The following is a 25,304-nucleotide window of genomic DNA, read 5'->3' as shown; positions in this document are numbered from 1 at the left end:
TCTCCTTAAGTTAATGCCCATTGCACCGCATTGTGGGCATGAATTACTGTGGTATCGAGTAGAGGTACCTCGGTATCATTCTGACTGACCAACAAACCAATCTCGGTACAGCCCAATATCACCGCCTGTGCGCCCTGTTTAGTCAGTTGCTGAATAATGCGCAGGTATTCCTGCCGGGAGCTGTCCACAATTTGCCCCTGACAAAGTTCCTGATAGATTACCTGATGGATGGTCTGACGGTCATCCTCATCAGGTATAATGACCTCCAGGCCACGTCGCACCAAGCGTTGACGATAAAAAGCCTGTTCCATAGTAAAAGCGGTACCCAGCAAGCCAACACGGTCTATTCCCCGGCCTTTTAACTCGGTCGCTGTAGCATCGGCAATATGCAGTAAGGGTATATCCAGTGCGGCTTCAACCGCATCCGCCACCTTATGCATAGTATTTGTACAAATCAGCAGACAATCGGCACCACCTCGCTGCACTCGCAACGCGGCTGCAACTAATAATTCAGCCGCTCCTTCCCAGTCACCTTGACGCTGAAAGCTCTCAACAGAGGCGAAATCGAGACTGTTTAGGATAATACTGGCCGAGTGCAAGCCTCCTAATCGTTGCCTGACGTTTTGATTAATAAGCCGATAATAGCTTTGTGTGCTTTCCCAGCTCATCCCTCCCAGCAAGCCTATGGTTTTGATAATTCCTCCGCTATCAACAAGATATTGGTCAGGCCTTTATCTTTGCGCAATGTCAGCGACAGATAATAAGGGTCAGGCTGAAACATCTGGTAATCAAGGGTTTTACGATCTGGTAAAAAGTCATGTTGTTTGACAGGGCGACCCAATAACGCAGCCAGCTCAGTTTCCTCCATGCCAGGTGTCAGAGCTAATTCCAGGCGGGACAAAATTTCTTTGATTTTCAGTGCCGGTAACTCCTGCAGATCCAGATTTACCAATACAGTGTCATGGGGATTACCCCGTGGACGCAAAAACTCTGTTGCGCCAAAGGCCTCTCCGGCCCACTCGCGGCCCATAAAGCGCCAGCTGTCAAACTCCTCCACCGTTTCCGGCGCCAAATAATCAGCCAGACGTAATGTGAAAAATTGTTTATGGGCTAACACTGCTGACTCCGCTTCCTCATCCTGACTCCCTGACTCCCTGACTTGCCCATCCGTTGTATGGCATTTCCAAACGTACAGCTGGGTAATAATGACATGTGTACCAGAGCTTACACGTGAAGAAAACATACTTTATACAAAAACATAGCTGGCAAAGTGGGTAACAACAACTATGCCATGCAGGTTTGACTGAATGACTGTCAGCTCCCAACTGTCATTTTTTTTTACACTGATTGTATCTTTGCTTATCTTTTATCATCAACAAAAATCATAACCAATTGTTTTTTATTAATTTTAAGCCATCCGGAATAATTTATGCTTAAAACGGCGCGCCTGACAAAGGTCAACGTCAGGTTGTTTTAACATTACCAAGGAGTAGTAAATGAAGTTTAGGAGTAAGTTAACCGCAACTTATCTTTTTTTAAGCCTAATCGGGCTGTCAGGGCAGGTTTCTGCCTCTTTAATGACAGGCTGGACTGGTCAGGGTAATTTCGGCAGCTCTGCCGCAGACGGCGATGTTACCACTTCCCCTTTTGGCAGCACCGAGTTTGGTTATGTCAGCACTCAGAATGGCACCATTGGTCTTGGATTGGACGGTGTCGGCGGAAGCGGTAGTGCCGAAAATGGTTCGGTGGCCTTGTCCCCTCTGTTTAGCGCAGAGTCAGGCGATTCCCTGGAGTTTTTCTTCAATTATGTCACCTCTGATGGAGCTGGCTTTGCCGACTATGCATGGGCACGATTGCTCGATAGCGCAATGAACCAGGTGGCTCTATTGTTCACCGCCCGGACAACACCTGGAGGCGATACCGTACCAGGTTTTAATATGCCGACCCCAGAAGCTACTTTAACCCCTGCCAGCACGCCAATTATTGCAGGGGCGCCGGACTGGAGTCAGCTAGGAAGCGACTCAGGCACTTGTTATGACGATGGCTGCGGTTATACCGGCTGGATAAAAGCAAGTTATGCCATTGCTAATACCGGCAACTATTATTTGCAGATGGGCGTGGTTAACTGGAATGACAATGATTTCCAAAGCGGCATGGCCTTTGACGGTGCGACAGTGGGTGGCAGCGTTATCGGCACGCCAGTGCCTGTGCCAGCCCCTTTAACGCTGATGGGCTTAGGTTTACTGGCGTTAGGCCTGGTTAGAAAGCGTCGATAACCGACCATTAAAAACGCTCCGCTAAAGAGCGAATAAGGGGCTGTTGATCTTTTCAATCCAGACCTGAAAGATAAACAGCCCCTAGCCGGCTTTATCGACAAAGTAGCTGATGCGTGCCCGGGGATTAAGATACTCGAAAATAGGTGGTGGCAGTTGCGAGGGTTTAATGACTTTAAGAATACTCAGGTCATGTTCTTTTAAACTGATCATCGGCGCTTCAGTGCTGGGTACTGAAGCATCATACATCAGCAAGGAAGGATTAAGCAGATCACTGGTATTCACCGAAATGACCATGCCAACCCTATTGTCAGACAGCATCACCACAGTGCCGGGCGGGTATACACCGAGCAGCTTAACCAACATTTTGGTTTCTTTATCCGGCAACTTGGCTTTCATATTCTTGAACAGAAACGACAGCGCCTGATAGGGAATCTTAGCCTTGGCCGGATCCCTAGGATGACAAAGGTTGTCGTATTCATTTACCAGCATCAGAATCTGTGCAAGTGGATCAATGGCTTTTCCTGACAGTCCGCGAGGATAACCACTGCCATCGATATGTTCATGGTGTTGCAATATTACCGGCAATATATCACCCGGAAAGGCGTCAGAATGGCTCAATAAATCCACCCCGTACTGACAGTGCATTTTCAGCAGATTCTCTTCCGGCTTGCTCAGCGCGTCGGTTTTTCTTAACACCTGACTGGGGATTTTGAGCTTACCTACATCATGAAATAAAGCCGCCAGTCCAAGTTTCTGCCCTTGTTCCCGACTAAGCTGTCCTTGTCTGGCCAGCATCATTGCCAGTACTGCCACATTGAGGGAGTGATAATACAGATTATCTCCCTGTTTATCCGGGTTCATCAGATGCAGGGCAACATTTTCTTCGCCCAGAATGATATCGGCCATGTCGCTGATGAGTTGCTGTGCTTCTTCTACTGCCTGCAAGGGCCTGCTACCCACCTTAGTCATCAGATTACGTACCTGCACTAAACTGCGCTGAAAGTTCTTCTCTGTTTTCTGTAAACTGCGACGAAACTGCTTCAGCTGTTCTATGCGCTGGTGCTTATCCTGCTCCATTTGTTCGCGCAACTGCTGTGTATCCTCATCCAATACTGGCTCAGGGGCTAACTGCACCTCTTCCTGTGGTTGTACGTCACTTTTGTCCGCATCAATCAGGATATAAGGTAACTTTAAGGCACGAATGACCCTAATCTGCTCATGGCTGCTCAATTTAAAGCTATTGAAAAGAAAGGGATGCTTCATCCATCCGGAGGGCAACTTCACATACATGCCCAATCGCAGGCTGTCCGGGTGAATTTTCAGTTTGGCCATGCTTACTGTCTCTTATCACTTCTGGCAATCCAGCAGACTAAGCAGCTGTTTGTCTAACCAGCTTAGCGCCAGAGCACAATAATGACATTGATATTTCTCAATTTCTCTTCAGATTCTTGACTTTAAGCCACTGTTCTTCCATCTGCTCCAGGCTGGCTTGTTCAAGAGGGATATGTTGCTCAGTCAAACGCTGTTCCACCTGGCGAAAACGTTGCTCAAACTTGTGATTGGCTTTTCTTAACAGGGTTTCCGGGTCTTTCTTCAGCTTACGGACTAAATTCACAGTGGCGAACAACAGGTCGCCTAACTCCTCTTCCAGGGCTTGCTGATTGACGTGCGGCCGGTTTAATTCTTCCTGCACTTCAAGGATTTCTTCCTGAATTTTGGCAAACACGCCATCGGTGTCCGGCCAGTCAAAACCCACATTGGCACAACGCTTCTGTATTTTTGCCGCGCGGGTTAAGGCCGGTAATGCCTGCGGAATATTGTCCAGCAGCATCACCTTGCCACCCGCCTTATCGGCGCGCTCCTTGGCCTTTTCGGCTTCCCAGTTGGCTTTTACCTCTGTCTCATCAAACTCTGCCTGGGCAAACACATGAGGGTGGCGACGAATCAACTTCTCTGCCATTTGCCCGGCAATATCTTCAAAATCAAACAGCGCTTGCTCTTTACCCAGACGGGCATAAAACACCACCTGGAACAGCAAATCGCCGAGTTCCTCCCGAATGTCTGCAGGTTCACCATGTTCGATGGCATCGGCCACTTCATAGGCTTCTTCGATAGTAAAGGGCACAATGCTGGCAAAACTTTGCTTCAGATCCCAGGGGCAGCCATCATCCGGGTCGCGCAGTTTGTCCATTACCCACAGGAGCTTATCGAGGTTGGGATAATTCTGATCATGTATGATTGTCAAAACCCGTTCCTTATCATTCTAACGTGCGCCCCCACAGTAGGTCGGAATTGAATTCCGACATAAAAGCTCTGACGACGGCTAACCAACAGCTCAAAGTTCAGAGCGACGCACCTCAGCCACACCATTAACCAACTTAAGCTTGGCAATGATTTTAGCCAGGCTGTTTAAGTCTTTCACTTCCAACTTCAGATTGATTCTGGCGGTGTGTTCTTTGGCGTTACTCAGGCTGTTCACCCCCAATAAACCAATTTTCTCGTTGGCCAGAATCGTGGTGATATCGCGTAAAATACCGTCACGATCGGCACAGAGGATTTCCACATTGGACTCAAACGCACCGCTGCGCTCACCTGCCCAGTTCACTTCAATACTGCGTTCGGGATGTTCCTGCATCAAATGGGCGAGTTGTTCACAATCCTCCCGATGCACGCTGACACCGCGGCCCTGAGTAATAAAGCCCTGAATCGGATCCCCCGGTAACGGCTGGCAGCATCCTGCCAGTTGGGTCATCAGATTGCCCACCCCTTCCACTACCACCGCATCTTTACCCTGAGCAGGATGTGGCTTTTTCTTCAGGCGCAGATCCAGCGGCGCGGGCGGTGCATGACGTTGCTGCAGAAAATTAACCACCTGGTACAACCGCACATCACCACCGCCGATGGCCACATACAAGTCGTCCAGATGGGCAAAATTAAACTTCTCGCACGCCAAAGCCGCTTCTTTGACAGGTAAATTAATACGCTGCAGTTCTTTCTCCAGCGTTTCTTTACCGGCCTGCAGATTTTTATCCCGGTCCAGTTTTTTGAACCAGGTATGGATTTTGGCCCGCGCCCTTGACGAGTGCACATAGCCCAAATGCGGATTCATCCAGTCGCGGCTGGGATTGGGCTGTTTACCGGTGAGAATTTCTACCTGATCACCGGTTTGTAACTGATAGGTAAAGGGCACAATACGGCCAAACACTTTGGCACCAATACAGCGGTGGCCGACATTGGAGTGAATATAGTAAGCAAAGTCCAGTGGCGTTGACCCCAGAGGCAGGTCGACCACATCGCCCTTGGGAGTGAAGACATAGACCCTGTCGTCAAATACCTGGCTGCGCAGCTCTTCCACCAGATCGCCGGACTCGGCCATCTCTTCCTGCCACTGCAGTATCTTGCGCAACCAGTTGATTTTTTCTTCGTAACCACTACGTCCACCCGGCGCACCTTCCTTATACTTCCAGTGGGCGGCAACCCCCAGTTCTGCGTCCTGATGCATTTGCTGGGTACGGATCTGGATCTCTACCGCCTTACCCTGTGGCCCGACCACCACAGTATGAATAGACTGATAGCCGTTAGGCTTAGGGGTGGCGATATAATCATCGAACTCGCGTGGAATATGCTTCCAGTTGGCGTGCACAATCCCCAGCGCGCCGTAGCAATCCTGCAAACGCTCGGCAATAATACGCACCGCACGGATGTCATACAGTTGTTCAAAACCCAGGTGTTTTTTCTGCATCTTTTTCCAGATGCTGTAGATATGCTTCGGCCTGCCATACACTTCGGCGCGAATTTGCTGTTCAACCAACTGTTGTTGCAAATTACTGACAAAATCGCTGATATATTGCTCGCGATCTTCACGCTTCTCATCCAGTAATCCTGCTATCTGCTTGTAGGTTTCCGGGTGCAGATAACGAAACGACAGATCTTCCAGTTCCCATTTCAGCTGACCAATGCCTAAACGGTTAGCCAAAGGCGCATAAATGCTGGCGCACTCCCGCGCCACCAGTACCCGGGTTTCTTCGTCTGCGTTTTTAACGTCGCGCAGGGTACAGATACGTTCGGCCAGTTTGATCACGACCGCCCGCACATCTTCCACCATCGCCAGTAACATACGACGTAAATTGTCTATCTGTGCTTCGTCGGTACGGGCCTGTTTATTGTTGTGTAAGGTGCGAATGGCTTCCATGCGTCTCACCCCCTGCACTAACCCCAGCATGTCGTTACCCAGCCGCTCAGCAATGAGTTCTTCCTGCCACTGCTGCTGTTCAATCAACGGCAACATTAAGGCCGCTTGTAGGGTATCGTCATCCATGTGCAGTTCATGCAGGATTTCCACCATTTCCCGTCCCATCAGCGGACAGTCAAAGCGTTCCTGAAGCGCAGCTAGTCTGGCGGCGGTGTCTGCCGGCAGATGCAATGAAGCCAGCCACTGGGAGAAGGCCAGAGTTTGCTTATGTACCTTACGTATGGAAACCATAATGTCAGTTGTCAGTTGTCAGTTGTCAGTTGCCAGTTGCCAGTTGCCAGTTGCCAGTTGCCAGTTGCCAGTTGCCAGTTGCCAGTTGCCAGTTGCCAGTTGCCATTTCATCCTGTCGGGGTCGGGAGTTCAAGCTTTATCAGGTCGAACACTATCAAACGCCTTATGCTTTGCGCGCTGCCCCGGAAGGTTTTAGTAGCGCCATCAACTCGGTATGAACGGTATTGGGAAACATATCCATCAGATTGATCTTATCTATGCGCCAGCCTTTTTCGGCCAGTACGGCGATGTCGCGGGCGAAGGTTGCCGGATTGCAGGACACATAACAAATCGCCCCGGGTTTTAGTTTGTGCAGCACAGGCATAAGCTCAAGGGCGCCAGCTCTGGCCGGATCAAGCAGCACCTTATCCATCTTGACCGGTAAACTAAGTAATGCCTGACTGTCACTGAGATCCATACAGCGAAAATCCACCGCCAGTCCGTTATTCTGCGCATTGTCCCTGGCACGCGTTACCATGGCCTGAACACCTTCAATGCCGACGACCTTGGTGCCAGCTTTGGCCAGCGGCAGGCTGAAGTTACCCACACCACAAAACAAATCCAATATCTGTTCACCTGGTGCTATGTCGAGCCATTCCAAAGCCTGTGCCACCATTGCCTGGTTGATGGCACTATTGACCTGAATAAAGTCATTGGGGCCGATTGTCAGGTTCAGTCCCGTGGCAGGCTGATAACTGGCACTCAACCTTTCACCCGAAAGGTATTCAAAGCGTTCCGGTGCTGTTTCCAATAGCAGGGAAACTTTGCACTTCTCTGCCAGAATTCGCAACTGCGCCAGATCGGCTGCCGGTAAATCCCGGGTAACTCGCAAACATACCTGAAGCTGATTGTCGGCATCCAGCAAACTAATATGTCCGATGGCTCTAACGCCCTTTAACGCCTTCACAGCTTGTAGCAGCGGCGTGAGCACCGACTGCAATGCCGGAGTTAGAATAGCGCATTGCCGGATGTTCACTACCTTTTCGCTACCTTTAGCACGAAAACCGATACTTGGCCCGCCTTTGCCTTGTGCATCGACAGCCAGTCTGGCCTTTCTTCTGTAGTGACGATCGTCCCCTTGTAAAGGGGATTGCCAGGGCAGTGCAGATACCCCTGACTGGCGACTTAGCAACTGCGCCACCGCCTGTTGCTTATGTGCAAGCAGGTCAGTCTGACCAATATGCTGATTCTGACAGCCACCACATTGGTTAATATGCGGGCAAAATGCCTCGATCCGCTCGGGACTGGATTGCAATACTTTCACCGCCTGCCCCTGCCAGTGGCGGGATTTTTTTTGGATGATGCGCGTTTCTACCTGTTCACCAGGTAATGCGCCTTCCACAAAAACCACCGGCTGATGGCTGCGACATACCCCCATACCAGCATGATCCAGCTCATCAATAGTCAGAAGCTGTTTGGCTAGACTGACCGGTCCAGGCTTGCGGCCTTTGGCCGCTTTGTAAATCTGTACCATGCTTGTTCAGCTCTCCAATATTACCGTGGCGACTGCATAGTGCTGTTCATCGGCAATACTAAGGTGGATCGACATGACTCCCCTGCTCACACATAACTCCTGCAAATAGCCACTAATATGTAGATACGGGGCACCACTGGCAAGGTGACGCACTTCCATCTGGCGGAAACTAACGCCATTGCCAATGCCATTACCAATGGCTTTAACCATGGCTTCTTTGGCAGCAAAACGCTTGGCCAGAAAACGGGCCGGGAAATTATGCTGATCAAATTCCAGTAATTCTTCGTCGCTCAGCACCCTTTGGGCCAAACGACGGGACTTTTCCAGCGGCTCCTGAAAACGGGCAATTTCCACTATGTCTGTGCCTAGACCAATTATCGCCATATCGTTACGTCACCATAGAGACACACAAGGCACAGAGTATTCAGAGTAGGTATATTCCCGGCACTATCGCCCGACCAGTCAGTAGTCGCCAGCAATTCAACTGGCCTAAGCGGCGAATCTATCTTTATTGTGGTCACCTCTGTGTTCTCCGGGTCTCTGTGGTAATTATCTTTACAGTCTGGCTTCCAGCATCAGGCGCTTCATGTCTGCCACCGCTTTAGGTAAGCCGTCAAACACCGCGCGGCCGACAATGGCATGACCAATATTCAGCTCGATCATCTCAGGAATGGCAGCGATGGGTTTGACATTGTGGTATGTCAAACCGTGGCCGGCATTGACCTTTAGACCCAGACTGTGAGCGTAGCGTGCCCCCTCTGCGATCTTGGCCAGTTCTTGCTGCTGTTCATGTTCGTTGCGCGCCTCGGCATAAGCGCCTGTATGCAATTCTATATAGGGGGCACCTGACTGTTTCGCCGCATCAATTTGCGCTTTATCAGCGTCAATAAACAAAGATACCAGTATGCCTTCGGCTGCCAGACGGCCGCAGGCCAGTCGGATCTTTTCCAGATTACCTGCCACGTCCAGGCCACCTTCAGTGGTCAATTCTTCACGTTTTTCCGGCACCAGACAGCAAAATTCCGGGCGGATACGCGATGCGATTAGCAACATTTCCTCAGTGACCGCCATTTCCAGATTCATGCGGGTTTGCAAAGTCTGACGCAAAATTTCCACGTCCCGGTCAATAATGTGACGTCTGTCTTCACGCAGATGAATAGTAATACCGTCCGCCCCGGCTCTTTCTGCTATTTCGGCTGCATGCACAGGATCGGGATAAGCCGTTCCCCGGGCATTTCTTAAGGTAGCCACATGGTCAATATTGACCCCCAGCAAAATGTCTTTCATTGCATCTACACTCCACTAATTGCTCTGGAAAAGCTCTCTACTTTTTAAAGGCTTATTCCCGAGTAAGGGCCTAAGCATCATACGGTTAATTAATTTGGCGCTACGTAGCGCATGGGGCTGCCAATCCCCCCCGGCAATCTGCAGCAACCACTCACCGAGAAAATCCGAGGCACTGGCTTTTTGTACCGGGCTAAGCACAAAGCCTCGCTCAATATCAAGGCAGTAAAATTTGTCTCCGCGCAGGGCCTGCTCTGACTCAGCATCATGATAGAAATCAATCTGATAACCTAACTCGGCCAACAGTAGCAGTTCATATTCCCTTAACAACGGCTCAAAAGCCTGACCGGCTTGCAGCTTCAGCAGAGATTGTACATAAGCATCAAACAGGTTTTCCGCCGACAATTCCAAGGGTAGCAAACGTTGTAACAGTTCATTGAGATACAAAGCGCAAAACAGCGCGGTACCCTGTAACGGGATGGCCCGACCGGTGCTTTCTACCTGTTTAAGGTTCTTAAGTTCATGACGCCCCACCAGGCTAATTTGCAAGGGCACAAAAGGCTGTAACAGGCTGCGGTTGGCGCTTTTGCTGTTGCGTACCCCTTTGGCCACCAGGCTGATGCGACCAGACTCACGGCTAAATATATCCACCAGAAAACTGGTTTCCCGGTAAGGGCGACGATGCAGCACAAAGGCTTCGAAACTGCTGTGATTCAAGGGGGATACCCGATTGTCAGAATCCGTGCATAATAGCAGTAGTCAGGGGTAAAAGTCGTTCAGCTCTGGCGAATCCGCACGATTTTCATATATTCAAATTCCAGTCCGGCCACCACTTCGGTATCCGGATAGTAAGTAATATTGATGCGCGCCCCCTGCAAACTGCGATAACGCTTTTTGCGACGGAATTTAAACGGTACATCCTGCCCCTCCAGCATCAGGGTGTTGACTAACCATTCATCTTCTTCCCGCTGCACATGAGAGCGGACTTTCATATCCTGGGAATGGACTAAATCAGGATGGCGTTGCAACATTTGCTGCACCGCTTTGTTGGCTTTGCTCATAATGCTGCTAATGCCTCTACCATAAGCTGCAGGGAGACTTTGCCGCGGAAATGATTAATATCCAGCCGATAGGCAAGCTGCACCTGCTTGATTTGCCGGTTTGGCCATACCGCCAAATCAACATTAAATGCAATGGCGTCCAACAACGGCCCGGAGCCTTGCTTTACCATCATTTTCAGATGTTTATCACCTACCAGTCGCTGGTCCAGCAGTTCAAATTCACCGTCAAATAATGGCTCTTCAAAGCCCTGGCCCCAGGGACCAGATTCTTTCAACAACTGCGCGAAGTCCAGATTCAGTTCACTGCCGTCCAACTGACCATCTGACCACAGTTCTCCCTGCAGGGATTTGCCTTGCAACCATTCGTCCGCCACCTGTTGAAATACCTGTTCAAAAGCCGGTAACTTTTCGGCTTTAAGCGACAGGCCGGCCGCCATGGCATGACCGCCAAACTTTTCAATAATGCCCGGATAGCGGCTGTTGATCTCTTCCAGTAAATCACGAATATGCAGGCCAGGGATAGAACGAGCAGAGCCTTTTAGCACCTCGTCATCCTGATGGGCAAAGGCGATGGTGGGGCGGAAATAGCGGTCTTTGATCCGCCCGGCAAGTATACCTATTACTCCCTGGTGCCAATCAGCCTGATATAACACCAATCCGGACGGCAGTTGCTGCTCGTTAAAGCTTAGCAACTCGAGGGTTTTTAGGGCTTCGGCCTGCATACTGCTTTCGATTTCCCGGCGCTCGCGGTTAAGGCTATCCAGCTCCACCGCCATACGTCTGGCCTTGCCTTCTTCCTCTGCTAACAGGCATTCGATGCCCATCGCCATATCATCCAGTCTGCCGGCGGCATTTAATCTGGGGCCCAGTACAAACCCCAGATCAGATGCAGCAATTTGTCCGCATTCCCGTCCGGCCACTTCCACCATAGCGCGAATACCAGGTCGACAGCGGCCGCTGCGAATTCGCTGCAGCCCCTGATGCACTAAGATACGGTTGTTTTGGTCCAATCGGACCACATCGGCCACAGTGCCAAGGGCCACCAAATCCAGCAAGTCGGCCAGATTAGGCACAGGTATTGCAGCTTGCGCAAACCAGCCAGTGTTTTGCAAATAACGACACAAAGCCAGCATCAGATAAAATGCCACCCCCACCCCGGCCAGGTTTTTCGACGGAAAATCGCATCTGGTCAGATTGGGATTCACTATGGCATCTGCCGGGGGCAACTCACTGCCCGGCAGATGGTGGTCGGTGATCAGCAATTGCATACCCAACTCGCGGGCGCGTCTGGCCCCCGCCAGGCAGGCGATACCATTGTCCACCGTAATCAGCAATTCTGCCCCCTGCTGATGGGCCATATCAACAATCTGCGGACTCAGGCCATAACCAAAATCGAAACGATTCGGCACCAGGTACTCAACCTGCGTCGCACCCATTTGTTTAAGGGCCAGCATACACAGGGCGGTACTGGTAGCACCATCGGCATCAAAATCGCCGATAATGACCAGCTTTCTGGCTTGCTGCAAGGCACGGGCCAGTACAGACACTGCCTGTTCAATGCCGTTCAGCTGTTGGTAATGCAGCAAAGCTTTGGTGCTGTGCTGTAATTGCGCCATCTGGCGGATACCACGACCGGCATAGATTTGTTTTAAACGCGGATGCAGTGGAGCCTCTTGCTCCAGCCAGGATTCGGCTTGTCGGTAACGAATATTCAGCATAGGACATTTTAAAGGGCGCTTGCGCGCCCTTTATCAGGAGTGGTGTTCGTCTAACAGGGCTTTCAACGCTGATGGTGGTTGGTAGCCTGGGATAAGAGTGCCATCTTCCAGAATTATTGCTGGCGTACCATTTATGCCAATTTGCTGACCAAAGTCATATTGTTCGCTGACTTTGGTGTTGCAACTTTTACTGGCGATGTCCTTACCTGCTTTGGCGTCGGTCATGGCTTTTTTCGGGTTATCCGCACACCAGACAGACAACAGGTCCTGATAACCTTCACTGTTTACACCTCCGCGAGGAAAGGCCAGATAACGCACAGTAATTCCCATATCGTTATACTGATCTATCTGCGAATGTAATTTGCGACAATAACCACAAGTGGTGTCGGTAAATACCGTGACCTTGTACTTTTCATCCTTGGCTTTGAATTCCACCATGGAATCATCGAACTTCTTAATGCCCTCGGCCCGCACCGAACCCAGCGCCATTTCAGTTTCATTCAGCAGTTGATTATCCAGGTTAAACACTCTGCCATGCACCAGGTATTTACCATCTTCACTGATGTAGAACAAACCGCGACTAGTCAGCGCCTGCAACAAGCCAGGCACCGGGGCGGGTTCAATATTGCTGACCGACAGCCCCAGCGTTTCCACCAGTTTGGCTTTAATTTGACTGTAGTCTTCCTTGGCTTGCGCGCCTAGAGAAACCATTCCCAACAAGGCAGCAAAGATCGTTAACTTGGCTTTTTGCATCGTATTTCCAATTGTTCCGGATACTGACATAGTAGACCTGTCCGTTGGCCTGAAAGTTACAAAGATAATCATTGTACCCCCTTGTCAGAGGGTGTCAAAGCCACAAACGCCGGACACCGCATCCAGTCAGACCATCTGCAGTCATCCGGGACTGAGCATATAGCTATGTACTTTGCCTTGTTGAACAAAACCCTGCTTTGTATATAACCCTAACCCGGCACTGGATGCCTGCAATGTCATATAATCAACTGGCCAGGTCTTGGCCAGTGCCAGTATCTGCAGCAGCATCTGCTTGGCTAAGCCTTGCCCTTGAAAAGCAGGTGCCACACCAAACTGATGCAGCCCAACCACCCTGCCGGTTGTCAGTAGCAGTGCTGTACCCAGGGGCTGTCCGTTATTTACCGCCATCAGTATTCTCACCGCAGATTCCGCCATCAATCTGCGCATCACTTCAATATCGATGTCGTAGCCGAAGGCTTGCTGACATATCTGCCACCACTGTTGTAAGCTAGTTTGGTCCTGTACATGCACCAGCTCCACCTTATCTGTGCCTATGGACTGCTCATAATCCTGTAGATCAAGGTACATTTGCACCAACTCGCCGGTTTTAGCCAGTCCAGGTAAAGTTTCAGGGCACTCTTGATGCAACCCGGTCCACACAGGCACCACAGTGCTGGGTGCTAGCGCATCGCTCAGTAAGTGGAGCATATCTTCACCCAAGCCGTTATGCAGTTTGTCAGGCCAGAGCTTATTCGGCCAACTGACTGATGTATGCCAGAGTTCACCTTGCAGGTTAAGGGTGTCAGCCCCCATAAATCGCCACAGGGCCACTTGGTTATCGATATTCGCCTGCCATAACAGGGAGGATTTATTCATGCATTTCTCCAGTTAATCAGCAGTATCCCGGTGATTAGGGCAGCAATGCCCAAAAACTTGATGCCATCCAGCGACTTTACCGGCAACCCAAACCACCCGTAATGACTGGCCAGCATCGCCACCAGCAACTGCCCGGTCAGTGCAAATGACATCATCGGCCCTACGCCCATTTTAGGGATCAGGTAATAAAACAAGCCCACGCCTAATGCACTTAATACCCCACCAAACCATAAGTGCACAGGTACTGCCAACCAGGTATCCAGTTTAGGCAAATGGGCGCTGCTGCTAAGCAGCACCAACAGGGTTACCAACATACTGCCGGTAAACGCAATGGCGGTGGCCAGCAAAGAATTACGTAACAACACACCAAGTTGCGCGTTCATGCTGGCCTGAGTGGCAATGGCAGCCCCCGCTAAAAGCGCCAGAATGCCTAGCAGTTTCATTGCCAGTCCACCAAATCAGACAGCGGCACCCTGACTTTAGCCTTGCTGGCGGCCAGATCATCAGGATGGCGATGACCTAAGGTGCAGATAAAGGAGGTAGTCAATTGAAAACGGGCCAGATCCAATTCCTGGTCAAAACCTTGCCGGTCAATGCCTGTCATGGGGCAGCTATCAATACGTAACATCGCCGCACTGGTCAGCAAGGTCCCAAGGGCAATATAGGCTTGTTCATGGGCCCACTGCCGCTGTGCCTGTTCATTCATTCCCCCCAGCACAGACTTCATATGGTTGGCGTAGCCGACATATTGGTCAATCGCTTCGTCTCTGATGCTGCTGACCCGCTGGAAATGCTCATCCACTAAGCCAATCACTGGCTTAGTTGTCACTGCAAAGACCAGCAGGTGCGAGCAATCCTTGACCTTATTCTGACCAAATGAATGCTTCAGCAACTTTTCTCTGAGCCCGTCATTCTGCACCACCAGAATACGATAAGGTTGCAGACCATAGGACGAAGCACTCATGCTGGTTGCCTCCAGCAACTGCAGAACCTGCATATCGTCCAGCTTTTGTTCAGAAAACGCGCGTACTGCATAGCGCCAGTTTAATGCATCGATGAGAGACATTATGTTTTTCCTCTGTTTGAATCAGTAGGAAAAGCATAAGGGTCTGCCACAGCTGACTCATTTACATAGGTTGATAATGCCGGCTTTTTTTATACGACTAAGCTGGGTGGGCGTAATGCCCAGATGCGAGGCAATATGATATTGAGGTAACCGATGGGCAAGATAGCCAAATTCATCCATAAAACGGGTATATCGGCTGGCGGCATCCTCCTGCACCAACGCCACTTCGCGCACATCCTTGGCGCGTAACCAGTTGGTTTCCAGGTAGTGCACCTGATAAAGGGCCAGATCGTGGAAACGCTGCAGTAAGCTGCGATAGGCGGCAAAATCAATTTCCAGCAGGCAGGTGTCCTCTAATGCCTGCAGGCCAAAATCAGACTGTCGTTTCTCTAAAAGAGCCGCCATACTGCCAGGGAAACTGCCCTCGGCAAAAAACATTTTGTTGTATTCGCGGCCCTGCCCGTCCGTCACGTAGATACGCAGCAGCCCTCGGTGCACAAAAGCAAAGCGGTCAGGTTGTTGGCCGGGTTTCAGCCAGTAGGTGCCCTTGGGCAACATTTGAGTCCGGCAAATCTCGCGCATTGCCTGCCAGGTCTGGTCAGACAACGGCGCATAACTTTGCATCTTCTGGCGCAGTTCGGCCAGTGCAACCTGAGTGCTGCTGGTCATTTCTATCCAGCCAACAGCGGGGCGTCGAAATCACTGGGTTCATCGCTATAGATGCAGACGTTCCAATCCGCGGCTAAACCATTTTCGGCCACGCAGTAAGTCGCAAAGAAGTCTGCAATTTCCTTACGCTGGCAGTGCGCTTCAAAACTGGCCATATCGGCCCAGATTTCGTTAAAGGCAATAGGGAAGCTTTTGCCCTCGGCAAAGGGACTGCTGAGATGCCGGGTCACCACGTATTGCAGACAACCGTCTTCACGCAGGGTGTTGGGTTCAAGGGATTGCAGCACCTTGAATAATTCCGCTTCCTTGCCCGGTTTGGGTTGGAATTGAGCAATACAGTAGACTTTCTTAGACATAATGTTTCCTTAAATACAAATGTGGCGAGCGACAGACAACCGCGTTCCAGCAGAGAATCAGGGCTGCAACAATTGATAATGCCAACTTTGTTGTTGTTTGATATACAGCTCGCGAAGATGCAAGCGTGATTCCCGAAAGGTCAAAAACTCAATGCGCTGAGGCACCACAGTATAGCCCCCCCAATTGACCGGACGGGCGATTTCCTGCTCTGCAAACTTCTCACTGAAGCAAGTCACCTGTTCCCACAGCAGTTGCTCGTCTGCCACTGGCTGACTTTGTTGCAATGCCAGCGTGCTGATTTTCGCGTCACGATGGCGACTGTGCCAATATTGGTCAGCCATTTTATCCTGAAAGGCTTGCGCCTGACCAACAATACGCACCTGATACCCCATATGATCCCACCATATGGTCATGGCGACATTAGGGTTGTCTGATATGGCCAGACCTTTGGGGGAATCCAGGTTTGTACAAAATACAAAACCGCGCTCATCCGCCGCTTTAAGGTCAACAAAACGCCCATCAGGTATTCCCTGTGCATCCACGGTAGATACACATACTGCGCTTTTTTGCTGTAGCGGAGAATCGTGCAGGGCAGCATGCCACCAACGCTGAAATTTACTGATGGGGTCAATCATCAGGCCGTTTCCCGGGTGTCGCGTTGGTAAATGTCGGGGCGATAAATTTCCATAAAGGTCTGTGGCTTGTGTAACGCGGTAAAGCCATATTTCTGATATAACCCATGGGCATCTGATGTAGCCAGAGTAAAACGGCGTACACCTTGTAAAGCAGGATGCTCCGACACGGCTTCCATCAAACGGCGGGAAATCCCCATACCACGATATTCCGGCCAGACCACTACATCCACCAGATTGGCAAACGTCGCCTGATCGGTAATGACGCGACAAAACCCCACTTGTAAACCGTCCAGATAAGCGCCGATACAGATTGAGTGCTGTATGGATTTCTGCACCACAGACAACGAAATACCCATTGCCCAGGTACTCTGATGAGTCAGAAAATCATAGATTCTGTGCTGATCCAGCAACGCCTTGTCATCACTTACCACTAACTTATCCATATACACTCCAATGGCTTGAAACGTCCCCAAGTGCATCTTACCCGGCATCCGGCAGAACACCAATTCCCTTGTGTAACAGCCTGTTATCACTATAAAAACTGGGTATAAAGAAGAGTTAAAGTGGAACTTCTCTTTGCAACTGAATGTCGCAGCTGTATTCACCGCAAGCCAGGGACGGCCAGTGTCACGCATCCAAACCCTATTATCCAGGGTGCTGCTTGTACCCGTTTTTATCTTTGTCTCGGTGCTGATTCATGAGTACGGCCATGTGCTGGCGGTGAAATGCATCCCCCAAGTCGATGTACAAGCTTTTATCTGGCCGGGGATAGAGTTATATCCAAAGCCGGGTCAGATACACTTGCCCTGGTCCAGTGACGGCCTTGGCTATATGCGTTACATCCAAAATGAATCCGCATTTAAACAACAAGACTATGCCTTTAACCTGATGCAGGACTGGCAAGGCTTGGCCATTTGGAACCCACGCATCATGCAGGAACCGCTTAGCCAGGCGCAACACGGCTGGGTGATGTTTTGCGGCAGTGCCGCTAATCTGTTAATAGCCACAATATGTCTGCTGGTTCTTTGTTTGTTTAAACCGCACAGAGTGGTCAGAAAGCTCAGCATATTGGGCGCCATGCTGGCCTATGATATGTTGCTGTACAGCCTGTTACCGCTGCTGGGGCTGCGCCATTTAGTATTCTGGGGTGGTTATACTGCCGAACCTGTACAAGGGCTTATCCTGTTAGGTGTACCAGAGCAGATCGCCAGCCTAAGTCTTATCGGCTTGCCCATTATCATGCTAACCGCTTTATTGCCGATAGCGCGCCGGGCTTCCCGCTACCCTTAGCGATATCTTCGCCCTTCTTGAGAACCAATCAGCCTCTGGGATGATGTTCGTCGATAAGGCTTTGCAAACGCTCGGTGGCTACATGAGTATAAATCTGGGTGGTGGATAAATCGGAATGCCCTAATAACATTTGCACCACGCGCAGATCTGCGCCGTGATTAAGTAAATGGGTGGCAAAGGCATGGCGCAGGGTGTGAGGAGATAGGTTCTGCAGCGCAATTCCGGCCTGGGGCGCATAGTATTTAATCCGGTGCCAGAAAGTCTGACGCGTCATCTGCTGACCGCGACTGGAAGGAAACAGTACATCGGTTTGCTGTTTCAGCAGCAATGCACGCCCCTGTTTCAGGTAAGTTTGTAACCACTCCAGTGCCACCTCCCCCATCGGCACTAATCTGTCTTTATTGCCTTTACCTGTCACCCGGATAACACCCTGCACCGTGCTTATCTGTCCAAGTTTGAGCCCGACCAGTTCGCTAACCCTCAGCCCGGTGGCATACAAGAGTTCCAACATGGCCTTGTCTCTGAGCTGCACCGCATCATCAATATTCGGCGCTTCAAGTAAGCGCTCAACCTGGCGTTCCGATAAGGTTTTCGGCAGTGGTTTACCCAACTTGGGATTCTGCAGAATGGCGGTTGGGTCATCCTGGCGCTGTTTTTCCCGCAACAGATAGGCGAAGTAAGCCCTCAGGCTGGATAAGAAACGGGCGTTGCTACGCTCCGACAACTGCTGGTCATAGCGCCAGGCAAGATAAGCCTGAATATGCTCACTCTGAACCAGGGCCAGCTCTACCGATTGCGTTGCAAGGAACTGACAGAACTTGACCAAATCAGTGCGATAGGCAGACAAGGTATTGTCACTCAGGCCTTTTTCTAACCACAATGCATCAATAAAACCGTCAATCTGCGTCTGATCTCCGGCAGATATTTCCATTGCTTGCTTTTTTATAGCCAATATCTGTATCCCACGACTTATTTGCCGCGCTATCTTAGCCTATATCTAGTTATAAAATCTGGCTGAATTGAGTCCGGCTGCTTATCTTTTGCATATAAATTTCAGCCGCTTTATTTGCCGGAGACAAGGCTAACTCACCGTGCTACTGGAGGTGCTAAATGGCAGGCGAACAACGAGAACTAACGTTAAGATTTCTGGCCGAACCGGCCGATGTCAACTTTGGTGGCAAAGTACATGGCGGGGCGGTGATGAAATGGATAGACCTGGCCGCTTACGCTTGTGCGGCTGGCTGGAGTGGTAAGTATTGTATCACCGCTTATGCAGGTGGCATTCGTTTTGTGAGGCCGATTCAGGTGGGCAGCCTGGTGGAAGTCAGAGCGCGGATAATCTATACAGGCCGCACGTCCATGCATCTGGCGCTGGATGTTATGGCGGGGGATCCCAAGCTGAGTGAGCGCCTGCTTACTACCCACTGCATTGTGATTATGGTGGCGGTTGATGAGCAAGGTAAGCCCACCGCCGTCCCGGAATGGTTGCCACAAACCGAAGAAGACAAGTATTTACGCGAGTCTGCGCTGCGTCTGGTGCAGATGCGTGAAAAAATCGGTGCAGAAATGGAAGCCCATATTAAGCAATTGGGCTTGTAGGGCCATGCAGACAAAGGCTTTCTCTGGCACAATAGCGGCCCGGTTTTACAGAAACTCCAGGCAATGACAGACAGCAGTATAAAGATTGGACTTTTTTATGGCTCCACCACCTGTTATACCGAGATGGCAGGTGAAAAAATCCGTGCCGCATTGGGTGAGGAATGGGTGGACTTGCACAACATCAAAGATGTTCCGCTGACAGAAACTCAGCACTATGACATTCTGATTTTTGGTATTTCCACCTGGGACTTTGGTGAGCTGCAGGAAGACTGGGAGTCACATTGGCAGGATATCCGCCAACTGGACTTAAATGGTAAAACCGTTGCCTTGTATGGGCTTGGCGACCAACTGGGTTACGCCGACTGGTTCCAGGACGCTCTGGGTATGTTACATGACGAGCTTCTGCTGCTGGGTTGCCAGGTTATTGGCTACTGGCCCAATCAGGGCTATGAATTCAGCGCATCTAAAGCGCTAACAGAAGATGGCAGTTATTTTGTCGGCTTGTCGCTGGACGATGAAAACCAATTTGAGCAAACCGATGCCCGCATCCATCAGTGGGTCAACCAACTGTTGGATGAACTGCAACAAGTGAATGAATAAGCAATGAAGCAAGCCCCCATTCTGATAACCGGCGCTGCCCAGCGTATTGGTCTGTATTGCGCCAAGGCCCTGCATCAACAAGGGCACCAGGTAGTCATCAGTTACCGCCGCTATCGCCCCCTGATAGACGAACTGCAAAATAGTGGCATAGACTGTATCCAGGCCGATTTTGCCAGTGCAAAAGGGGTGCAGACGTTTATCGAGCAGGTGCAGGGGCGCTACAGCGAACTGCGCGCGATTATCCATAATGCCTCAGACTGGCATGCCGATAATGACAGCGATCCTGACGGGGTGTTTGATGCCATGATGACCATCCATGCCAAAGCCCCGTTTCTAATCAACCAAGCCCTGTCGCCCCTGCTCTGTGCTGAAAAAGCCGATATTATTCATATGACCGATTTTGTCGCCCAAACCGGCAGTGCCAAACATATGGCTTATGCTGCATCCAAGGCGGCACTGGAAAATCTGACCCTGTCCTTTGCCCGCAAACTGGCGCCAGGCATAAAGGTCAATGCCATTGCCCCGGCCCTGATTTGCTTCAATGAATGGGACGATGCCGCATATCGGCAAAAAACCCTGCAAAAGTCGCTGCTGGGTATTGAGCCTGGCGAACAGGAAGTGCTTAAAACTATTGACTGGCTGTTGTCATCCGACTACGTGACAGGCCGTGTCATACCGCTGGATGGTGGCCGTCACCTGAACCTGCCCTGATTAATGACAGAGTCCAGACTGCATCGCCCGTATTTTCGTAACGGGGCGGATCACAGGGAAGGTCAGGATGTTGGATTTGCTGATATTGTGCGGACTTTTGGCTTTCGCACTGTCAGCATTGGTAAATGGGTCAGCAAACAAGAACAGCAACTGGCAGCCAATTTATTTTTCGATGCGTTTTGCGATTTGTTGACTATTCTGGCGGTACCGGAACAGGTGATCTCCTTAAACGGTACCTTGTCGCTGGCTTTTGGCACCGGCGGCAACAAACACAGCAGTGCACATTACGAATCCACCAGCCGCACCCTGGCACTGGCTAAAAATGCTGGAGGTGGTGCACTGGCCCACGAATGGTTTCATGCCTTTGATCATTACATCTGCCGCAAACTTTTTGCCGATGCCAGCCCACATGACTTTGCCTCGGATTGCTGGCTGAAAGGCCGTAAACTCATCCCTCATCCACTAAATCAGCGCCTCTGCCAATATTTCCAGATATGCTTCCTGCAGAATGGTCAGGGCAGTGAGTACCTTAAGCGCGCCGTGGCCATCGACAAGAAGTTAAATATTTTCTATTACGCGCAGCCACAAGAGCTGGCGGCCAGAGCGTTTGAAGCCATGATTCAGGATCACAGCCTGAAGAATGCTTTTCTGGTGCAGGGCACAAAACAAAGTCGTGAAGCTGAAATAGGGCTGTATCCAGTGCAGCCCTTACGCCACCAGCTTGCACAACAACTAGCAGAGTACTTCCACCTGCTGGGTCTGGCATTGGACTCAAAACCATAAGCTGACCTGTTACACAGAACTGCCTGGCTCAGGCTTACCCAACGTAGGTTGGACTTAAGTCCAACAATCGCCCTTTGCGACTAAAAGGGGCGGATCAACCTTGCAACTCGCATCTCGCATCTCGCATCTCGCATCTCGCATCTCGCATCTCGCACCCCAGATTACATTTTTTGACAGAAATCCCACGCAACACTTGTTATTTTTTTGTAAAAATCTCAGATATTCAGTAATGTCCTACTGGTTGCCCAGTGGTAGCACTGACAAGCAAGGAGCAAAGATGGACATTGTTACACAGCCACAGATTATGTTGTTGGGGATTAGTGTTAAAGCCCCCTGGGACGCATTGTGGCTACAGATGCCACAAGCCTGGCAACAGTTGTTTGGCCGACTGTGGGAAATTGATCAGGATCCAGACCCTATTCTGGTCGATGCATCACTGCAATGTCAGAAGGGACTTTATCAGCAATTGGTCAGCTGCCAGGTCACGGCATCTGCAGCGGTACCCACAGGTATGGCTGCCGTCTGCATTCCTCCCGCCAGTTATATACATTACACTCATAGCGGCCCTGCGACCGCTATCGCCGATTCTTTTGCCGCTATGTTGAATTGGGCCAGAGCTCAGCATATGCCAGTGTCAGACCTGAAACTGGATTTCGGTTATAGCCAAGGCGCTGATGAACCCGCTCATGAGCTATATATTGCTTTACAACCAACCCCAGAGTGGCGATGGGTTTAATATCAGGTCAGCTGGTAACTCAGCAAACTACTTGAAAAAAGTCTGCCAAGGCAGGATATTCAGGGTATTGCTACCCTTAGGAGTTCACATGAACAGCACGCCCTGCGAAGCCCTGCGACTGGACAATCAACTCTGTTTTGCCTTGTACTCTACCTCCCTGGCGATGGGAAAACTCTATAAACCACTGCTCAACCGTCTGGGACTGACCTATCCGCAGTACTTGATGATGCTGGTGCTATGGGAGGAAGACGGTCTGACATCCACCGATATGGGTAAACGCCTTCAGCAAGATCTGGGCGCACTGAGCCCGGTCATCAAACGCCTGGAGAATCAGGGCCTGCTGGAAAGGCGTCGCAGTGCTGAAGATGAACGCCGGGTGCAGTTGTATTTAACCGACCAAGGCAAGGCCATGCGTGACCAGGCGCAGCAGTTACCGGGTGAAGTGCTCTGCGCCAGTGGCTTGCAGCTTGAACAACTGGCCAGTCTGAAACAGCAACTGGATAGTCTGCGCGCCAATCTCAGCCAAGCTTCAAGTGGATAAAATATTTATATTTCAACTGGATAAACCTGAATCTAATTTATTGATTAGTTTCATCGCTTTTTAATGTTATCGCGATAATTATTACTACGATAACTTATTTCTCGTAGACCAACAACCCCTGTTCAGTTATACGAGGAAATCATTATGCAAGTACTATACAAAGCCAGCGTTACTTCAACCGGTGGCCGTGATGGCCAAGCCAAATCCAGCGACGGCATTTTGGATCTGAAACTCACGACCCCAAAAGAATTAGGTGGTGCCGGTGGTAATGCCACTAACCCGGAACAGTTATTCGCAGCGGGTTACTCTGCCTGTTTTATTGGCGCCTTAAAGTTTGTTGCCGCTGGTAAAAAACAGGCACTACCAACCAATCTGATTATTCGTGCCGAAGTAGGCATCGGCCAGATTGAAGGCGGATTCGGTTTGGATATTGACTTGTTTATCCAGTTGCCAGGGTTGGAGCAAGCAGTGGCCGAGGCGTTAGTGGCTGCAGCGCATAAGGTTTGCCCTTATTCCAATGCCACTCGCGGTAACGTTGATGTACGCCTGCATGTGGAAGTCTAATCCTGACAGACAGGGTCGGTATTGACCCTGTCCCCCACGCAAGGCACTTTCAGACATAAAGCCCCAGGTACAACACAAACTTGGGCAGGTGTTACGCCAAAGAACTCACCGTCCCCCTCGATAGGTAATCCTGCAGTGTGTATTTCAAAGGCACTGTCCTGCCAGTAGTCCACGGCCGATGCACGAATATGAGAGCCACTGAATATTCGACTCAGGTAGTAAAGTTTTTTGGGTAAAGAAGTGTGACCTACCCAGACGCAATCCAGCATATTGTCGTCTAAATGCGCCTGCGGGGCTATCTGCATACCACCGCCAAAATAACGCCCATTGGCAAAGGCAGCGATAAATGCGGGTTCTCTTTTAATCTTGCTGCTGGTCAGATGAAGCTCCTGCTCGGGGTAAGTAAAAAGCTTAATCAGCGCAGCTTGCAAATAGCGCCAGCGACGAAATCGTCTTGGTTGGTCATTATAGAGACTGGCTACCACCGCACCATCAAATCCCACTCCAAGCACATTAGCAAAATAACGTTCATTGCACAGGCCAAGATCGACTTTTTTGCAGTATTCCCCCACCACCACAGCCACAGGGTCGTCCTGCCCAGCATACAAATTTCGGGCAAAATCATTCCCACTGCCACAGGGTATTAAGCCCAGTGGTATATCACTGTGCGCCAGAACATTCACCACCAGATTCAGGGTGCCGTCGCCGCCCAATACCACCCAGTCAGTATATTGCTCACGGCATTGTTGCAGATGGCGTAGGTTAGCTTGCTCATTGGCTGTGGTTTGCCAAATATCATAGGTATCGCCAAGTTGCTGCAAGGCGCTGAGCAAAGTCCGTAAATAGCGATTGGCATTACCATTGGCCAGCGGGTTAAGAATAATCAGAAAATGGCGCAAACTGGGTGGCATGTAGGTCTTAGCAAAAACAACATCGGCCACCAGTTTGCGCCATTAAGATAATCAGTCAAGACTTGGGTCAGAGCTTGTTGATTGACACGCCACCATCCACCAACATGGCACTGCCAGTGACAAAACTCGCCATGTCTGACGCCAGATATAATGCTGCCTGGGCGATTTCTTCGGGTCTGGCCATACGTTTAAGCGCATGCAATCCGGCGACAAAATCTAACGCCTCGGGCGTATCCGCAAACTCCCGACCAGCGGGGGTATCAGTGCCGCCAGGTAATAGTGCATTCACCCTGATATTGTGATTTCCCTGTTCACAGGCAAGTACCTGAGTAAGCCCAATCAGGCCCGCCTTACTGGCTGCATAGGCTGCCATTCCTGGCATGCCAGCAGTGTAGCCAACAAAAGTGGAAGTAAAAATCAAAGATCCACCACGCCGTTTACGTAACGCGGGAATTTGACAACGAGCGGCCAGAAAGGCACTGGTAAGGTTTACCGCAATCACCCGCTGCCAGTTTTCCAATGACATGACCTCCGTTGGCTGCATCTCTCCCAGCATTGCCGCATTGTTAAAGGCCCCATCCAATCCACCGAATTTTTCTTCAGCCAGTGCCACCAAAGCTTCGGCGACCTCATTCTCACTGATATCACCGGCCAGGTATTGCGCATTGCCTCCCGCCTGACGAATTTCGTCTTTCAATTCTTGTAACAGAGACTCCCGCCTGGCACCAAGCACCAAATTGGCACCCTGATGAGCAAATAACAGGGCAGCAGCCCGGCCGATACCGGAGCTGGCACCGGTAATGATAAACGTCTTGTTTTTCAATAATTGCATGACTAACGCCTTAGTAGATAAACATGGGAATCAGGCACAGATAATA

31 protein-coding genes are annotated in these 25,304 nt (G+C 50.5%); 9 read left to right on the top strand and 22 right to left on the bottom strand.

All coding sequences use genetic code 11. The features are described from left to right. Positions 1-5: 5 nt before the first annotated feature. Together CSR04_RS19700 and CSR04_RS19695 are read right to left on the bottom strand one after the other, a co-directional pair. Positions 6-695: an aspartate/glutamate racemase family protein gene (locus CSR04_RS19700; RefSeq protein ID WP_102798045.1), complete on the bottom strand. Its 690-nt coding sequence runs from the start codon at positions 693-695 to the stop codon at positions 6-8. Then, positions 683-1,117, bottom strand: coding sequence for a hypothetical protein (locus CSR04_RS19695; RefSeq protein ID WP_102798044.1), 435 nt, complete (start codon positions 1,115-1,117; stop codon positions 683-685). Before CSR04_RS19695 ends, CSR04_RS19700 begins: the two co-directional genes overlap by 13 nt. Before the next feature lie 379 nt (positions 1,118-1,496). Between CSR04_RS19695 and CSR04_RS19690 the strand changes: the two genes are divergently transcribed. After that, entirely contained in the window at positions 1,497-2,276 is a 780-nt protein-coding gene (locus tag CSR04_RS19690) for an NF038132 family protein (protein WP_102798043.1), read from the top strand. An 81-nt stretch (positions 2,277-2,357) separates the two neighbouring features. Here CSR04_RS19690 and CSR04_RS19685 read toward each other — a convergent pair whose 3' ends face one another. The 17 genes from CSR04_RS19685 to CSR04_RS19605 form a co-directional block, all read right to left on the bottom strand. Further along, entirely contained in the window at positions 2,358-3,608 is a 1,251-nt protein-coding gene (locus CSR04_RS19685) for an HD-GYP domain-containing protein (RefSeq protein ID WP_102798042.1), read from the bottom strand. A 97-nt stretch (positions 3,609-3,705) separates the two neighbouring features. Next, a complete protein-coding gene (gene mazG / locus CSR04_RS19680; RefSeq protein ID WP_342751417.1) occupies positions 3,706-4,521 on the bottom strand; it encodes a nucleoside triphosphate pyrophosphohydrolase in 816 nt (271 codons plus the stop codon). A 90-nt stretch (positions 4,522-4,611) separates the two neighbouring features. Beyond that, on the bottom strand, positions 4,612-6,759 hold the full coding sequence (gene relA, locus CSR04_RS19675; RefSeq protein ID WP_102798041.1) for a GTP diphosphokinase: 2,148 nt from the start codon (positions 6,757-6,759) through the stop codon (positions 4,612-4,614). A 163-nt stretch (positions 6,760-6,922) separates the two neighbouring features. Continuing rightward, positions 6,923-8,272: a 23S rRNA (uracil(1939)-C(5))-methyltransferase RlmD gene (gene rlmD / locus CSR04_RS19670; protein WP_102798040.1), complete on the bottom strand. Its 1,350-nt coding sequence runs from the start codon at positions 8,270-8,272 to the stop codon at positions 6,923-6,925. A 6-nt stretch (positions 8,273-8,278) separates the two neighbouring features. Further along, positions 8,279-8,656, bottom strand: a complete 378-nt coding sequence (gene acpS / locus CSR04_RS19665) for a holo-ACP synthase (protein WP_102798039.1) — start codon at positions 8,654-8,656, stop codon at positions 8,279-8,281. Between the two features lie 171 nt (positions 8,657-8,827). Next, positions 8,828-9,559 carry a pyridoxine 5'-phosphate synthase gene (gene pdxJ, locus CSR04_RS19660; RefSeq protein ID WP_102798038.1) on the bottom strand — a complete coding sequence of 244 codons (732 nt, stop codon included), beginning with the start codon at positions 9,557-9,559 and terminating at the stop codon, positions 8,828-8,830. A gap of 15 nt (positions 9,560-9,574) precedes the next feature. Then, the gene (gene recO, locus CSR04_RS19655; protein ID WP_102798037.1) at positions 9,575-10,273 is read right to left on the bottom strand and encodes a DNA repair protein RecO; all 699 of its coding nucleotides are present in this window, start codon (positions 10,271-10,273) and stop codon (positions 9,575-9,577) included. 59 nt (positions 10,274-10,332) lie between these two features. Continuing rightward, on the bottom strand, positions 10,333-10,617 hold the full coding sequence (locus tag CSR04_RS19650; protein WP_102798036.1) for a hypothetical protein: 285 nt from the start codon (positions 10,615-10,617) through the stop codon (positions 10,333-10,335). Further along, positions 10,614-12,335, bottom strand: coding sequence for a single-stranded-DNA-specific exonuclease RecJ (gene recJ / locus CSR04_RS19645; protein ID WP_102798035.1), 1,722 nt, complete (start codon positions 12,333-12,335; stop codon positions 10,614-10,616). The genes CSR04_RS19650 and recJ overlap by 4 nt, the downstream gene beginning before the upstream one ends. A gap of 33 nt (positions 12,336-12,368) precedes the next feature. After that, positions 12,369-13,088: a bifunctional protein-disulfide isomerase/oxidoreductase DsbC gene (gene dsbC / locus CSR04_RS19640; RefSeq protein ID WP_102798034.1), complete on the bottom strand. Its 720-nt coding sequence runs from the start codon at positions 13,086-13,088 to the stop codon at positions 12,369-12,371. 141 nt (positions 13,089-13,229) lie between these two features. Beyond that, entirely contained in the window at positions 13,230-13,964 is a 735-nt protein-coding gene (locus CSR04_RS19635) for a GNAT family N-acetyltransferase (protein ID WP_102798033.1), read from the bottom strand. Beyond that, entirely contained in the window at positions 13,961-14,407 is a 447-nt protein-coding gene (locus CSR04_RS19630; protein WP_102798032.1) for a DMT family transporter, read from the bottom strand. The genes CSR04_RS19635 and CSR04_RS19630 overlap by 4 nt, the downstream gene beginning before the upstream one ends. Beyond that, complete coding sequence (locus CSR04_RS19625; protein WP_102798031.1) at positions 14,404-15,030, bottom strand: NAD(P)H-dependent oxidoreductase; 627 nt, start codon at positions 15,028-15,030, stop codon at positions 14,404-14,406. Before CSR04_RS19625 ends, CSR04_RS19630 begins: the two co-directional genes overlap by 4 nt. 57 nt (positions 15,031-15,087) lie before the next feature. Continuing rightward, a complete protein-coding gene (locus CSR04_RS19620; protein WP_102798030.1) occupies positions 15,088-15,699 on the bottom strand; it encodes a Crp/Fnr family transcriptional regulator in 612 nt (203 codons plus the stop codon). Between the two features lie 2 nt (positions 15,700-15,701). Next, positions 15,702-16,055 carry a putative quinol monooxygenase gene (locus CSR04_RS19615; RefSeq protein WP_102798029.1) on the bottom strand — a complete coding sequence of 118 codons (354 nt, stop codon included), beginning with the start codon at positions 16,053-16,055 and terminating at the stop codon, positions 15,702-15,704. A 57-nt stretch (positions 16,056-16,112) separates the two neighbouring features. Further along, a complete protein-coding gene (gene pdxH / locus CSR04_RS19610) occupies positions 16,113-16,691 on the bottom strand; it encodes a pyridoxamine 5'-phosphate oxidase (protein WP_102798028.1) in 579 nt (192 codons plus the stop codon). After that, positions 16,691-17,134 (bottom strand): GNAT family N-acetyltransferase, encoded by a 444-nt coding sequence (locus tag CSR04_RS19605; protein ID WP_102798027.1) that lies wholly within the window; start codon positions 17,132-17,134, stop codon positions 16,691-16,693. Before CSR04_RS19605 ends, pdxH begins: the two co-directional genes overlap by 1 nt. 181 nt (positions 17,135-17,315) lie before the next feature. Between CSR04_RS19605 and CSR04_RS19600 the strand changes: the two genes are divergently transcribed. Then, positions 17,316-17,981 (top strand): hypothetical protein, encoded by a 666-nt coding sequence (locus tag CSR04_RS19600; RefSeq protein WP_102798026.1) that lies wholly within the window; start codon positions 17,316-17,318, stop codon positions 17,979-17,981. A 28-nt stretch (positions 17,982-18,009) separates the two neighbouring features. Here the strand turns inward: CSR04_RS19600 and xerD are convergent, their stop codons facing one another. After that, positions 18,010-18,912: a site-specific tyrosine recombinase XerD gene (gene xerD, locus CSR04_RS19595; RefSeq protein ID WP_102798025.1), complete on the bottom strand. Its 903-nt coding sequence runs from the start codon at positions 18,910-18,912 to the stop codon at positions 18,010-18,012. Between the two features lie 179 nt (positions 18,913-19,091). Here xerD and CSR04_RS19590 point away from each other — a divergent pair, with 179 nt between their 5' ends. The 7 genes from CSR04_RS19590 to CSR04_RS19560 all read left to right on the top strand — a co-directional run bounded on the left by CSR04_RS19590 (position 19,092) and on the right by CSR04_RS19560 (position 23,515). Continuing rightward, positions 19,092-19,580, top strand: a complete 489-nt coding sequence (locus tag CSR04_RS19590; RefSeq protein ID WP_102798024.1) for an acyl-CoA thioesterase — start codon at positions 19,092-19,094, stop codon at positions 19,578-19,580. 63 nt (positions 19,581-19,643) lie between these two features. Further along, a complete protein-coding gene (gene fldB, locus CSR04_RS19585; protein ID WP_102798023.1) occupies positions 19,644-20,180 on the top strand; it encodes a flavodoxin FldB in 537 nt (178 codons plus the stop codon). A gap of 3 nt (positions 20,181-20,183) precedes the next feature. Continuing rightward, complete coding sequence (gene folM / locus CSR04_RS19580; protein ID WP_102798022.1) at positions 20,184-20,891, top strand: dihydromonapterin reductase; 708 nt, start codon at positions 20,184-20,186, stop codon at positions 20,889-20,891. Positions 20,892-20,894: 3 nt separating this feature from the next. After that, the gene (locus CSR04_RS19575) at positions 20,895-21,674 is read left to right on the top strand and encodes a CLCA_X family protein (RefSeq protein ID WP_102798021.1); all 780 of its coding nucleotides are present in this window, start codon (positions 20,895-20,897) and stop codon (positions 21,672-21,674) included. A 277-nt stretch (positions 21,675-21,951) separates the two neighbouring features. Then, positions 21,952-22,410, top strand: a complete 459-nt coding sequence (locus CSR04_RS19570) for a GyrI-like domain-containing protein (protein WP_172449438.1) — start codon at positions 21,952-21,954, stop codon at positions 22,408-22,410. A gap of 88 nt (positions 22,411-22,498) precedes the next feature. After that, on the top strand, positions 22,499-22,951 hold the full coding sequence (locus tag CSR04_RS19565; RefSeq protein ID WP_102798019.1) for a MarR family winged helix-turn-helix transcriptional regulator: 453 nt from the start codon (positions 22,499-22,501) through the stop codon (positions 22,949-22,951). 144 nt (positions 22,952-23,095) lie between these two features. After that, positions 23,096-23,515, top strand: coding sequence for an organic hydroperoxide resistance protein (locus CSR04_RS19560; RefSeq protein WP_102798018.1), 420 nt, complete (start codon positions 23,096-23,098; stop codon positions 23,513-23,515). Here the strand turns inward: CSR04_RS19560 and CSR04_RS19555 are convergent. Then, complete coding sequence (locus CSR04_RS19555; protein WP_102798017.1) at positions 23,512-24,456, bottom strand: diacylglycerol/lipid kinase family protein; 945 nt, start codon at positions 24,454-24,456, stop codon at positions 23,512-23,514. The two genes, CSR04_RS19560 and CSR04_RS19555, sit on opposite strands and share 4 nt — an antisense overlap. A 37-nt stretch (positions 24,457-24,493) precedes the next feature. Next, positions 24,494-25,258 carry an SDR family oxidoreductase gene (locus tag CSR04_RS19550; protein WP_102798016.1) on the bottom strand — a complete coding sequence of 255 codons (765 nt, stop codon included), beginning with the start codon at positions 25,256-25,258 and terminating at the stop codon, positions 24,494-24,496. Positions 25,259-25,304 lie beyond the last annotated feature (46 nt).

It is taken from the genome of Bowmanella denitrificans (assembly GCF_002887595.1).
GTDB lineage: Bacteria > Pseudomonadota > Gammaproteobacteria > Enterobacterales > Alteromonadaceae > Bowmanella > Bowmanella denitrificans.
This window is presented reverse-complemented; position numbering and strand designations above follow the sequence as displayed.